This is a genomic window from Marichromatium gracile, assembly GCF_004343155.1.
Lineage (GTDB): Bacteria > Pseudomonadota > Gammaproteobacteria > Chromatiales > Chromatiaceae > Marichromatium > Marichromatium gracile.
In genome coordinates this window covers 1-12,072 of record NZ_SMDC01000010.1, presented here as the reverse complement: position 1 = coordinate 12,072, position 12,072 = coordinate 1, and the positions used below count along the sequence as shown (strand labels likewise).

The 12,072-nt window shown below is 66.2% G+C and carries 10 protein-coding genes and 4 tRNA genes; 11 read left to right on the top strand and 3 right to left on the bottom strand.

All coding sequences use genetic code 11. The features are described from left to right. Both prfA and hemA read right to left on the bottom strand, forming a co-directional pair. Complete coding sequence (prfA, locus tag EDC29_RS13135) at positions 1-1,083, bottom strand: peptide chain release factor 1 (RefSeq protein WP_123141124.1); 1,083 nt, start codon at positions 1,081-1,083, stop codon at positions 1-3. Continuing rightward, positions 1,080-2,354, bottom strand: a complete 1,275-nt coding sequence (gene hemA, locus EDC29_RS13130) for a glutamyl-tRNA reductase (RefSeq protein ID WP_062275454.1) — start codon at positions 2,352-2,354, stop codon at positions 1,080-1,082. The genes prfA and hemA overlap by 4 nt, the downstream gene beginning before the upstream one ends. A 438-nt stretch (positions 2,355-2,792) precedes the next feature. On the opposite strand from hemA, the gene EDC29_RS13125 reads away from it, so the two are divergent. The 7 genes from EDC29_RS13125 (at position 2,793) to EDC29_RS13095 (ending at position 9,722) form a co-directional block, all read left to right on the top strand. Further along, entirely contained in the window at positions 2,793-4,520 is a 1,728-nt protein-coding gene (locus EDC29_RS13125) for a tetratricopeptide repeat protein (RefSeq protein ID WP_132230262.1), read from the top strand. After that, complete coding sequence (gene ispE, locus EDC29_RS13120; protein ID WP_123141126.1) at positions 4,517-5,419, top strand: 4-(cytidine 5'-diphospho)-2-C-methyl-D-erythritol kinase; 903 nt, start codon at positions 4,517-4,519, stop codon at positions 5,417-5,419. Before EDC29_RS13125 ends, ispE begins: the two co-directional genes overlap by 4 nt. A 48-nt stretch (positions 5,420-5,467) precedes the next feature. Next, positions 5,468-5,543 (top strand) — tRNA-Gln (locus EDC29_RS13115). Between the two features lie 36 nt (positions 5,544-5,579). Beyond that, the gene (locus EDC29_RS13110; protein WP_123141127.1) at positions 5,580-6,533 is read left to right on the top strand and encodes a ribose-phosphate diphosphokinase; all 954 of its coding nucleotides are present in this window, start codon (positions 5,580-5,582) and stop codon (positions 6,531-6,533) included. 136 nt (positions 6,534-6,669) lie between these two features. Beyond that, complete coding sequence (locus EDC29_RS13105) at positions 6,670-7,281, top strand: 50S ribosomal protein L25/general stress protein Ctc (RefSeq protein WP_123141128.1); 612 nt, start codon at positions 6,670-6,672, stop codon at positions 7,279-7,281. 119 nt (positions 7,282-7,400) lie between these two features. Continuing rightward, positions 7,401-7,985, top strand: a complete 585-nt coding sequence (pth, locus tag EDC29_RS13100) for an aminoacyl-tRNA hydrolase (protein WP_123141129.1) — start codon at positions 7,401-7,403, stop codon at positions 7,983-7,985. A 258-nt stretch (positions 7,986-8,243) separates the two neighbouring features. Further along, positions 8,244-9,722 (top strand): OmpP1/FadL family transporter, encoded by a 1,479-nt coding sequence (locus tag EDC29_RS13095; protein ID WP_062275464.1) that lies wholly within the window; start codon positions 8,244-8,246, stop codon positions 9,720-9,722. 51 nt (positions 9,723-9,773) lie between these two features. Here EDC29_RS13095 and EDC29_RS13090 read toward each other — a convergent pair whose 3' ends face one another. After that, positions 9,774-11,111, bottom strand: coding sequence for a UDP-glucose dehydrogenase family protein (locus tag EDC29_RS13090; RefSeq protein ID WP_123141131.1), 1,338 nt, complete (start codon positions 11,109-11,111; stop codon positions 9,774-9,776). Positions 11,112-11,406: 295 nt separating this feature from the next. Between EDC29_RS13090 and EDC29_RS13085 the strand changes: the two genes are divergently transcribed. The 4 genes from EDC29_RS13085 to EDC29_RS13070 form a co-directional block, all read left to right on the top strand. Further along, positions 11,407-11,491 (top strand) — tRNA-Tyr (locus EDC29_RS13085). A 98-nt stretch (positions 11,492-11,589) separates the two neighbouring features. Next, positions 11,590-11,664: transfer RNA gene (locus EDC29_RS13080), tRNA-Gly, on the top strand. A gap of 39 nt (positions 11,665-11,703) precedes the next feature. Beyond that, positions 11,704-11,779: transfer RNA gene (locus tag EDC29_RS13075), tRNA-Thr, on the top strand. A 66-nt stretch (positions 11,780-11,845) separates the two neighbouring features. Next, a partial coding sequence (locus EDC29_RS13070; RefSeq protein ID WP_243695651.1) for a GTP-binding protein occupies positions 11,846-12,072 on the top strand: 227 nt, incomplete at its 3' end.

The following is a 12,072-nucleotide window of genomic DNA, read 5'->3' as shown; positions in this document are numbered from 1 at the left end:
TCAGGCGCCGCTCATCATCGCGGCGAGTTGCTCACCCCGGTATTCGGTGAGCAGCGGCTCGATGACCTGATCGAGCGCCCCGGCCATCACCTCGTCGAGCTTGTAGAGGGTGAGGTTGATGCGGTGGTCGGTGACCCGGTTCTGCGGGAAGTTGTAGGTGCGGATACGCTCGGAGCGGTCTCCGCTACCGACCTGCAGGCGGCGTGACTCGGACTGCTCCGAGGTCTGGCTGGCCTGGGCCTCGGCGAGCAGCCGGGCCTGCAGCAGCGACATGGCGCGCGCGCGGTTCTTGTGCTGCGAACGCTCCTCCTGACACTCCACCACGATGCCGCTGGGCAGGTGGGTGATGCGGATCGCCGAGTCGGTCTTGTTGACGTGCTGACCACCGGCGCCGGAGGCGCGATAGGTGTCGATGCGCAGATCGGCACTGTTGATCTCGATCGAGTCGATCGCCTCGACCTCGGGCAGCACGGCGACGGTACAGGCCGAGGTGTGCACCCGTCCCTGCGACTCGGTCTCGGGGACGCGCTGCACGCGGTGCGCGCCCGGCTCGAACTTCAACCGCGAGAACACCCCGCTGCCGCTGATGCGCAGCACCACCTCCTTGTAGCCGCCGAGCTCGCCGGCGCTCTCGGAGATCGGCTCGACACGCCAGCCGAGCAGTTCGGCATAGCGCATGTACATACGCATCAGGTCAGCGGCGAACAGCGCCGCCTCGGCCCCGCCGGTGCCGGCGCGGACCTCGAGGAAGGCGTTGCAGCGGTCGTTGGGGTCGGGCGGGATCAGCAGCGCGATGAGCTCGGGCTCGAGTGCCGCGCAGCGCGCCTCGGCCTCGGCCAGCTCCTCGCGGGCGAGCGCGGCCATCTCGGCATCGGCGAGCATCTCGCGGGCCGTGGCGATGTCGTCCTCGGCCTCGAGATAGCGCCGATAGCAGGCCATCAGCGGATCGAGCTGGGCATACTCGCGGCTGAGGTCCCGGAAGCGGTTGGTGTCCGCCTGGGTCTCGGCGTCCGCGAGCAGCGCCATGAGTTCGTCGAAGCGATCCGAGATACGCTCCAGCTTGCCCCGGATCGATGGGTTCATGAATTGGCGGTACGGTTGTTGGTGTCGAGTTGGAACAGCTCGTTGGCCGCCTCGAGGATCTCCGCATCACCGTCACGCGCCGCCTGCCGCAGCCGCGAGCTGGGCGCATGCAGCAGCTTGTTGGTGAGGGTGTGGGCGAGGAACTTGACGATCTCGGCCGGGGGCTTGCCGGCGTCGAGCTGACGCAGCGCACGGGCCAGCACCTCGTCGCGCAGCGCCTCGCCACGGAGGCGGTAGTCCTGGATCAGACCGGCGGCGTCGAGCGAGCGCAACCAGGCGAGGAACTCCTCGGTGTGGAAGGCGATGATCTCCTCGGCCTGCTCGGCGGCGGCCTGACGCGAGCGCAGGTTCTCGTCGATGACCTCCTTGAGGTCGTCGATGGTGTAGAGATAGACGTCGTTGAGGTCGGCGATCTCGGGTTCGATGTCGCGTGGCACGGCGATGTCGACCATGAACATCGGGCGGTGCTTGCGCTTCTTGAGCGCGCGCTCGACCGTACCCTTGCCGAGCACCGGCAGCGGGCTGGCGGTGGAGGCGATGACGATGTCGGCATCGGCGAGGTGGCCGGCGATCTCGGTCAGGGCGATGGCGAAGCCATCGAACTGGGCGGCGAGTTCGTGCGCGCGCTCGACGGTGCGGTTGGCGACGATGATGCGGCCGATGCCGTTGTTGTGCAGGTGACGGGCGGCCAGCTCGATGGTCTCGCCGGCGCCGATCAGCAGCGCGGTCTGCTGCGACAGGTCGCTGAAGATCTGGCGCGCGAGGTTGACCGCGGCGAAGGCGACCGAGACCGGGTTGCTGCCGATCGCCGTCTCGGTACGGACCGTCTTGGCCACCGAGAAGGTATGCTGGAACAGCCGACCGAGCAGCTTGCCGGTGGCGCCGCAGTCCTTGGCGGTCTGGTAGGCGTTCTTGACCTGCCCGAGGATCTGCGGCTCGCCGAGCACCAGCGAGTCGAGACCGCTGGAGACGCGCAGCAGGTGGGTGACCGCGTCGCGTTCGGCATAGGCGTAGATGAAGGGGTCGATGCGCTCGAGTTCGATGCCGTGGAACTGGCTGAGCCAGTGACGCACGGACAGCTCGGCGCCGTCCTCGATGGCACAGTAGAGCTCGGTACGGTTGCAGGTGGAGAGGATCACCCCCTCGCTCACGTCCTGGCATCCGGTCAGGTCACGCAGGGCTCCGGCGATGATGTCTGGACCAAACGCCAGCCGTTCGCGGATGTCGACCGGGGCGGTCTTGTGGTTGAGTCCGAGAACAAGCAGCTTCATATCGGTATCTGTCTTGGAATTTCGCTCAGCGATGGGAGAGGTCGGGCTGCCGTCGTTGCTGCCGGCGCCGGCCCGGCCCCATGGGGCGTCACGGTCGCATCATCTCAAAGGGCTTACGTCCGAGTTCCTGCCACCGATAGACTGCGCATCCAATGGGTGCAAGCAGCAACATGGTAGCAACTTTTTGCCGCCCTGGACCAATGCCGTCCACCCTTCAGGCGTTGCAAAAACGGATGCGGATTGACCTGGCGCAGTCGTCTCGACGGTTTATGGCCGTCGGGGGATGGGCGCCACGGTTGGCCCTCACCGGTTGCGCGCCGCTGGCGCATCGTGATGCACAATAGTGCCCCGTCGGCGTCGCGCGCAAGCGCCGCGCCCGGTTATCGACCGCGGCGCCGGCAGAGTCCACATTCAGATGCCAAGTGCCTGGAAGCCTCCATGTCCTCGATGCCTCTCAAGCCGATTTCCGCCAGCCTGCTCGGGTTGGCGCTGGTTTGGCCGTTCAGCGCGCTCGCCGCCGCACCGGCCGCGGGCGCCGATGCCGAGCAGGTGTTCGCCGTGCTCGCCGCCGAGGTCGCGGCGCAGCGCGGCGAGCTGGCGCTGGCCCATCACTATTACTTGGAGGCGGCGACGCTGACGCGCAGCCCGCGTCTGGCCGAGCTGGCGGTGCGCAGCGCCATCAGCGCCGACTCCGACGCCGCCGCCTGGCGCGCGGTCCGGTTGTGGCTGACGCTTGCGCCGGAGGCGGTCTCGGCCCACCAGGTCGCGGCCTTTCTGAGCATCCGTGCCGGCGACATGGGGGCGGCGCTGAACCATCTGCGCCGGATCATCGAGCTGGCCGGCGACGCGGTCGCCGATGCCTATGCTCAGGTGGTCTCGATCGTCGCCCGCGCCCCCGACGTGGAGACCCGTCTGGCGCTGATGCGCTCGCTGGTCGATGTCTTCCCCGAGAGCGCCGAGGCGCGTCAGTCGCTGGCGATGGTGGCGGCCAGCGCCGGGCGCTTCGAACTTGCCGACGCGGCGGCGCGGCGCGCCCTGGCGCTGCGCCCGGACTGGAACAAGCCGCGGCTGTTCCTGGTCCGTCTGCTGCTCTCGGAGGATCGGCGCGAGGAGGCGCGCACCCTGCTCGAGGGCTTCGTCGCCAACAGCCCGGACGATGCCGCGCTGCGCATGCTCTACGGTCAGTTGCTGGTCGACGATCAGGAATACGGCACCGCGCGCGAGGTGTTCGCGCGGCTGCTCGCCAATCAGCCCAAGCAGCCCGATGTGCTGTTCGCGCTCGGCATCCTCTCCTTGCAGCTCGACGATCTCGACTCCGCGCGCGGTTATCTCGAGCGGCTCTACGGCACCGGGCAGCGACGCGACGAGGCCGCCTTCTATCTCGGTCAGACCGAGGAGCGCGCCGGGCGCGACCCTCAGGCGGCCATCTGGTACGCCCGGGTGGGCGATGCCAACGAGACCGATGCCCAGGTCCGCATCGCCCTGATCGAGGCCCGCGGCGGGGATCTCGAGCGCGCCCGCGAGATCCTGCAGCGACTGCGTGATCGCACCCCCGAGGACGCCATTGCACTCTATATGGTCGAGGCCGAGATCCTTGCCGAGGTCGATCGGCCCGAGCAGGCGATGACGGTCTATGCCGCGGCCCTCGAGGTCTACCCGGACGAGCCGAACCTGCTATATGCTCGCGCGCTCTATGCCGTGGAACGAGACCGTCTCGATCTCGCCGAGCGGGATCTGCGTCGGATCATCGCCGCCGATCCCGAGCATGCCGATGCGCTCAACGCCCTGGGCTATACCCTGGCCGATCGCACCGAGCGCTATCGCGAGGCGCGCGACTACATCGAGCGCGCTTATGCGCTCAAGCCCGAGGAGCCGGCGATCCTCGACAGCATGGGCTGGGTCCACTACCGGCTCGGTGACTATGACACCGCGCTCGACTATCTCGAGCGCGCCCTGGCCGCGCTCGATGACGGCGAGATCGCCGCGCACCTCGGCGAGGTGTTGTGGGCGCTGGGCCGTCATGCCGATGCCTGGGCGGTATGGGAGACGGCGCTCGAGACGCATCCGGGGCACGCCTATCTGATGGACGTGATCGAGCGTCATCGCTCCTCGCACACCGTCTCCGACGATGACAACCAACTGCAGCCAAGAGAGTCGCAACCATGATCGACGAAGCCGTCACCGACAACGATGCCTGGAGTGTCTGGCCCGCTCCGGCCAAGCTCAACCTGATGCTGCGGGTGGTGGGGCGGCGTGCCGACGGCTACCACGAGCTGCAGACGGTGTTCCAGTTCGTCGATCGCTGCGACCGCCTGGGTTTCCGGGTACGTGAGGACGGTGAGGTGCGACGCGATGGCGAGCTGCCCGGGGTCGCTGCCGAGGCCGATCTCACGGTGCGCGCCGCGCGTGCGCTGCAGGCGGCGAGCGGCTGTTCGCTCGGGGTCGATATCCGCTGTGAGAAGGTGTTGCCGATGGGCGGTGGGCTCGGTGGCGGCAGCTCGGACGCGGCGACCACCCTGGTGGCGCTGAACGTGCTCTGGGGGACTGGGCTCGATACCGAGGCACTGGCTCGGCTGGCGCTGCCGTTGGGGGCTGATGTGCCGGTGTTCGTGCGTGGTCAGGCGGCCTGGGGCGAGGGGGTCGGCGAGCGGCTCACCCCGGTCGAACTCCCCGAGCCCTGGTTCCTGGTGCTGGTGCCGCGCTGCTCGGTGTCGACTCAGGCCGTGTTCACGCATCCGCGATTGACACGCGACTCGAAACCGATCAAACTTGCGGACTTTACAGGCGGGGATGTCGTCAACGATTGCCTCCCCGTCGTCCGCGACGAGTATCCAGCGGTTGCCGATGCCCTTGATTGGTTGTCCCAATGGGGTGAGGCCAGGCTCACCGGGACCGGGGCCTGTGTGTTCGCGGCATTTGCCGGGCGCGATCAGGCACTCGCGGCCTGGGAGCAACGCCCCGCTGGAATCGACGGCTTCGTGGCACGCGGCTGCAATCGCTCTCCGCTGCTCGATCGACTCGCAGATATCGACGCTCGACTGTCGAGTCGGCATGGCCCAGCGTAAGGGACTGCGCGTCTCGTCGTATCAAACCGAACATCGTCTTTCATCTTTTGGGGCGTGGCCAAGCGGTTAAGGCACCGGGTTTTGATCCCGGCATCCCCAGGTTCGAATCCTGGCGCCCCAGCCATATCAGCTCTGCAGTCGCGCAGACAGGAAGATGCCAGTGCCCGCCAGCCATATGATGGTCTTCTCCGGGAATGCCAACCCGGAGCTTTCGGCTGAAATCGCAAGTCGCCTCAATCTCCCGCTGGGTAAGGCCGTCGTCGGCCAGTTCAGTGATGGTGAGGTGATGGCCGAGATCCAGGAAAACGTGCGTGGGCGTGACGTCTTCGTCGTCCAGCCGACCTGTGCCCCCACCAACGACCACCTGATGGAGTTGCTGGTGATGGTCGATGCCCTGCGCTGGGCGTCGGCCAAGCGCGTCACCGCAGTGATTCCCTATTTCGGCTATGCCCGCCAGGATCGGCGTCCGCGCTCGGCGCGGGTGCCGATCAGTGCGCGGATGGTGGCCAAGATGATCGGCAAGGTGGGCGCCGATCGCGTACTCACCGTCGATCTGCACGCCGACCAGATCCAGGGCTTCTTCGATATCCCGGTCGATAACGTCTACGCCTCGCCGATCCTGCTCGGCGACATCTGGCGCCAGAAGCACGACGATCTGATGGTGGTCTCGCCCGACGTCGGCGGCGTGGTGCGTGCGCGTGCCGTGGCCAAGCGCCTCGATGATGCCGACCTGGCGATCATCGACAAGCGCCGTCCGCGTGCCAACGAGGCCCAGGTGATGAACATCATCGGTGATGTGCGCGATCGCTCCTGCGTGATCGTCGACGACCTGGTCGACACCGCCGGCACCCTGTGTCGGGCGGCCGAGGCGCTGAAGAATCATGGCGCCAAGATGGTTGCGGCCTACTGCACCCATCCGGTGCTCTCCGGGCCGGCGGTCGACAACATCACCAACTCGGTGCTCGATGAGCTGGTGGTGACCAATACCATCCCGCTGCGGGGCGCGGCGGCCGAGTGCCCGAAGATTCGCCAGCTCAGCATCGGTGAGCTGCTCGCCGAGACCATGCGTCGGATCTCGAGCGAGGAATCGGTCAGCTCGCTGTTCGTCGACTGAGTCAGTCCTTGCGTCGCGTGCCGCTCCCTCTTGGCGCGCGACCCGGCCGCAAGCATGTGGCCACCGAGCGCCGGGGTCCTGGTCGCGGGATCCCGGCGTATTTCATTGAGTCCCTTGATAGATCTGGAGAACGCTGATGAGCGTCGATTTCAACATCGTTGCGCAGCCGCGCGAAACCGTGGGGAAGGGTGCGAGCCGCCGCCTGCGTCGCGCCGGCGAGGTGCCTGCCATCGTCTACGGTGGCCACCAGGAGCCGCAGATGATCACCCTGCCGCACAACGAGCTGCTCAAGCACCTCGAGCACGAGGCCTTCTACTCCCACGTGCTGACCCTTCAGGTCGGTGACGAGACCTCCTCGGTGGTGCTCAAGGACCTGCAGCGTCATCCCGCCAAGCCCTTCATCCTGCACGTCGACTTCCAGCGCGTCACCCAGGGTGAGAAGCTGCGCATGAGCGTGCCGCTGCACTTCCTCAACGAGGAGAGCTGCGTCGGCGTCAAGGCCGGTGGTCTGGTCTCGCGTTCGCTGACCGAGGTCGAGGTGAGCTGCCTGCCGCAGGATCTGCCCGAGTACATCGAGATCGACATGGTCGCGATGGAGGTTGGTGCCATCCTCCACCTCTCCGAGCTGCAGCTGCCGGCCGGTGTCGAGCTGGCCCACGCCGCAGGTGACGAGGTGGTGGTCGCCATCCAGGCGCCGCGCGGTGGTGCCGATGAGGAGTCCGAGGGCGAGGATTCCGCCGAGGCCTGATCGGTCTCCAGGCCCCGGCGGTGTGCCGCCGGGGCAGACGCCCGCAAGGCGTCTCTGCTCTTTTCCGGGCATCTCTCCGATGCCTGAATCTGTCCCTCTGTACGGAATGACCTGCATAGATGTCGAATGATGGCATTCGTCTGATCGTCGGTCTGGGCAACCCCGGGGCCCAGTACGAGGCGACACGTCACAACGTCGGTTTCTGGTTCGTCGACTCCATCGCCAGGTCTGCCGGCGTCGACTTCCGCCCGGAGAGCCGCTTTCATGGCGAACTCTGTCGCTGCGTGATCGGTGGTCGCGACCTGCGCCTGCTCAAGCCCTCGACCTACATGAACCACAGTGGTCGCTCGGTGGCTGCGGTGGCGCGCTATTTCGACATCCCGCTCGAGTGCATCCTGATCGCTCATGACGAACTCGACCTGCCGGTCGGCGCGGTCCGGCTCAAGCAGGGGGGCGGGCATGCCGGGCACAATGGTCTGCGCGACTCGATCTCGGCCCTGGGTGGGCGTGATTTCTGGCGTCTGCGGATCGGCATCGACCATCCCGGTGATCGCTCGCTGGTGACCGGCTATGTGCTCGGTCGGCCCTCGGGAAGCGATCGCCAGGCGATCGACGATGCCCTGTTCGAGACCGAGCGTGCCCTCGATGATCTGTTGCAGGGGCGCTTCCAGCAGGTGATGAACCGTCTGCACGCCGGGCGCTGATCCCTTCTCCGTCGTCTCCGTCGGTGGTGTCGCCCGCTCTCCTGGGCGAACGCTCTCCTCGCTCATGCCGATGATTGCCGGTCTTTGACAAAACGCAATCGTTCCAGCAGGATTCCCTCCCAACCCCTTGATCGGTCGTCGTCGCGCTGATGCCGACGAGCTCGGCGTGTGCCAGGACGGCTCGATCGCTTTACAGGGTGTGCAGTCCGCCGGTTCGTCGAGTGCTTCGTCTCAGATCACGCAACGGAGGGGCAGTGCATGGGTTCAGCGTTCCGAGGCGCCCTGGTGGCGTCGGTGGTGTTGGGTGGCCTGCCGACGCTCGCGTCGGCGACCAATGGGTATTTCTCGCACGGCTGGGGCGCGCGCTCCAAGGCGATGGCGGGGGTCGCCACCGCGCTCCCCCAGGATGGTCTGGCCGCGGCCACCAATCCCGCCGGCATGGCCTTCGTCGGCGAGGGGTTCGATATCGGCGTCGCCTTCTTTCATCCGTCGCCGCGTGGCTACGAGGCCAACCCCGACTTCGCCGTCGATCCGGCGACGGGGTTCCCGACCGGTCCCTTCGTCACCCCGGGTGACTATGACAGCGATGCCGACTGGTTCCTGATCCCGAGCTTCGGCTACAACCGCCCGCTCGGTGAGCGAGCGACCATCGGGGTCAGCATTTTCGGCAACGGCGGCATGAACACCCGGTATCGCGATCGTGCGGTGTGGGAGAACTTTGCCGCTGCGCCGGATCAGCTCGCCGGGGTTCCGGGCGCCGGCCAGATCGCCAGTCCGGGCGGGTTGCTGTTCCTGCCGACCAACCCGCCGCAGCCGGTGACCGACCCGAGTGTGCCGCCGCCGCCGGCGGGCAACAATGCCAACCCCGGTGGCTACTTCACCGCGACCACGCCGACCGGTGTCAGCCTCGAGCAGTTGTTCATCGAGATCCCCTATACCTATCGATTCGCCGGTGGCCGTCAAGCGCTGGGTATCGCGCCGGTGTTCGCCATCCAGCGCTTCGAGGCCGAGGGCCTGGAGCCCTTCCGTGGCGCCTCGGTCGCCCCGGACCGGGTGACCAACAACGGTGAGGAGTGGTCCTATGGTGCCGGTCTGCACCTGGGCTGGTACGGGCAGGTGAACGAGCGCCTGGCGCTCGGCGCCTCCTATCGCACCCGCATCTACATGACCGATTTCGACGACTACGAGGGGCTGTTCGCCGGTGGTGGCGAATTCGACATCCCGGCGATGCTCAATCTCGGTCTGAGCTACCGGCCCTGGCGTGATCTGACCCTGGCGTTCGATTACCAGCGCATCTTCTATGGTGACATCGACGCCATCGCCAACTCCAATGCGCGCGACATCTCCGCCTGTTTCGCGCCCGGCACCAAGCCCTCCTACTGTCTCGGTGGCGACAATGGCGTGGGGTTCGGCTGGGAGACCATGGATGTCTTCAAGTTCGGGGTGCGCTACGACGTCGACGAGCGGCTCAGTCTGATGGGTGGGGTGAGCTACAACAGCGACTTCACCGATGGCTCCATGGCCCTGTTCAACATCCTCACCCCGGCGACCGTGCGCTGGCACCTGACGCTGGGGGCGAGCTATCAGGCGAGCGACCGCGACCGCTTCACCCTGGCCGTGTCCTATATGCCGGAGGAGCAGCTCGACGGCGCCAATCCGAGCATCACCCAGGACCAGACCGGGAGCCTGTACATGCAGCAGCTCGACATCGAGATCGCCTGGAGTCGGCGTTTCTGACGGTGGGCTAGGGCGCGGTCGCGCCGGTGCGCGACCGCGTGGCGGGATGTCTCAGGCGGGGGTGGCCGGTGCGCGACCGATCGAGAGATAGGTCAGGCCGGCGGCGGTGGCCTGCTGCGGATCGAGGATGTTGCGCCCGTCGAGCAGCAGCGGGCGGGCGAGGGTGTCGCGGATGAGGCGGAAGTTGGGGCTGCGGAACTGGGTCCACTCGGTGACGATCACCAGCGCATCGGCACCGGCCAGTGCGGCGGTGGCGTCCTCGGCGAGTACCAGGTCGGGGCGCTCGCCGTAGATCCGGCGGGCCTCGTCCATCGCCACCGGGTCGAACGCCTGCACCTTGGCGCCGGCCGCCCACAGCGATTCCATCAGCACCCGGCTCGAGGCCTCGCGCATGTCATCGGTGTTGGGCTTGAAGGCCAGCCCCCAGAGCGCGATGGTGCGCCCGGCGAGGTCGCCGTCGAACTGCGCCTTGAGCTTGTCGAACAGCAGCTCCTTCTGGCGGAAGTTGACCGCCTCGACCGCCTGCAGCAACTGCGGGTCATAGCCGACGCCGCGCGCGGTGCGCTCGAGTGCGCGCACGTCCTTGGGGAAGCAGGAGCCGCCGTAGCCGCAGCCGGGATAGATGAACTGGTAGCCGATGCGGGGGTCCGAGCCGATGCCGACACGGACCTTCTCGATGTCGGCGCCGACGATCTCGGCGATGTTCGAGAGCTCGTTCATGAAGCTGATCTTGGTCGCCAGCATGGCGTTGGCGGCGTACTTGGTCAGCTCGGCCGAACGCACGTCCATCACCATCAGTCGGTCGCGGTTGCGGTTGAAGGGGGCGTAGAGCGCACGCAACAGCTCGGCGGTGCGTGGGTTGTCGGTGCCGACGATGATCCGATCGGGACGCATGAAGTCCTCGATCGCCGCGCCTTCCTTGAGGAACTCGGGGTTGGAGACGACATCGAAGTCGATGCTCTGGTCGCGCTCGGCGAGTGCGGCGCGGACGGTCTCGGCAACCTTGTCGGCGGTGCCGACGGGGACGGTCGACTTGTCGACCAGGATGCGGTAGCCCTCCATGTGCTGACCGATGGTGCGTGCCACCGAGAGCACGTACTGCAGGTCGGCCGATCCGTCCTCGTCGGGCGGGGTGCCGACGGCGATGAACTGGAAGAGCCCGTGCTTGACCCCGGCCTCGGCGTCGGTCGAGAAGCGCAGTCGTCCGGCCTCGCGATTGTTGCGGATCAGTTCGTCGAGTCCTGGTTCGTAGATCGGCACCCCGCCGCTGTTGAGCAGGTCGATCTTGTCTGGGTCGACGTCGATGCAGAGGACGTCGTTGCCCACCTCGGCAAGACATGCGCCGGTGACCAGGCCGACATAGCCGCTGCCGAAAATCGTTACTTCCATCGGGAGATCTCCGAGTCTGACTGAATTGATGTTGGATGAATCGGGTTGCGTACGGGGGTGAAGTGAGAGTATCTTAAGGGGCTACTCCGGTGCTGGCGATGGGGATTGACCCCCGATCCTGGCCGTAGAATTTGATCGTTTCAGTCTCTCGGGCCCGTCGTTGCTGGCGTTGTCGCGAGCATAGTATCAGTCCGCAGTGTCTGGGACGTTAAAGAAACGGTCAGGGACGGAGTTAAAAAGTTTCAAGAGAGTGTTGACAGGGTCTGAATCGACGCCTAGAATGAGCAGCTCTTTTGGAGGGGTTCCCGAGCGGTCAAAGGGATCAGACTGTAAATCTGACGGCTCAGCCTTCGGAGGTTCGAATCCTCCCCCCTCCACCAAGTTTCCCGCTAGTTGGCGGGCGTCATGATTGAGTCATGGCACTGCGGTGATCGGCCTTGTGTCGAAGGCGAGCGTCGCAGGCTGGTACGCCAGTCTTGCGGGTGTAGTTCAACGGCTAGAACCTCAGCCTTCCAAGCTGATGATGTGGGTTCGATTCCCATCACCCGCTCCAAGAAGTTAAGGCGCTGGCAGCGCGTTTAAAGCAAGTTTTGCCCATGTAGCTCAGATGGTAGAGCACACCCTTGGTAAGGGTGAGGTCACCGGTTCAATTCCGGTCATGGGCTCCAATTTCTCGGTACGGTTGCGCGCATCCAGGCGCGCCTGGTCGATTTGAAACATGCGGGGAGCCGTTCATGTCCAAAGAAAAATTCGAACGTAGTAAGCCACATGTCAACGTTGGCACCATTGGCCACGTCGACCACGGCAAGACCACGCTGACGGCTGCGATCACCACGCACCAGGCGCGCAAGTTTGGCGGTGAGGCACGTGCCTACGACCAGATCGACAACGCCCCGGAAGAGCGTGAGCGTGGTATCACCATCGCCACCGCGCACGTCGAGTACGAGTCCGATACGCGTCA

What these genes read in the sequence shown, in the direction of transcription:
- prfA (WP_123141124.1), bottom strand. Translation starts at nt 1,083, where the DNA reads ATGAACCCATCGATCCGGGGCAAGCTGGAGCGTATCTCGGATCGCTTC.
- hemA (WP_062275454.1), bottom strand. Translation starts at nt 2,354, where the DNA reads ATGAAGCTGCTTGTTCTCGGACTCAACCACAAGACCGCCCCGGTCGAC.
- EDC29_RS13125 (WP_132230262.1), top strand. Translation starts at nt 2,793, where the DNA reads ATGTCCTCGATGCCTCTCAAGCCGATTTCCGCCAGCCTGCTCGGGTTG.
- ispE (WP_123141126.1), top strand. Translation starts at nt 4,517, where the DNA reads ATGATCGACGAAGCCGTCACCGACAACGATGCCTGGAGTGTCTGGCCC.
- EDC29_RS13105 (WP_123141128.1), top strand. Translation starts at nt 6,670, where the DNA reads ATGAGCGTCGATTTCAACATCGTTGCGCAGCCGCGCGAAACCGTGGGG.
- pth (WP_123141129.1), top strand. Translation starts at nt 7,401, where the DNA reads ATGTCGAATGATGGCATTCGTCTGATCGTCGGTCTGGGCAACCCCGGG.
- EDC29_RS13095 (WP_062275464.1), top strand. Translation starts at nt 8,244, where the DNA reads ATGGGTTCAGCGTTCCGAGGCGCCCTGGTGGCGTCGGTGGTGTTGGGT.
- EDC29_RS13090 (WP_123141131.1), bottom strand. Translation starts at nt 11,111, where the DNA reads ATGGAAGTAACGATTTTCGGCAGCGGCTATGTCGGCCTGGTCACCGGC.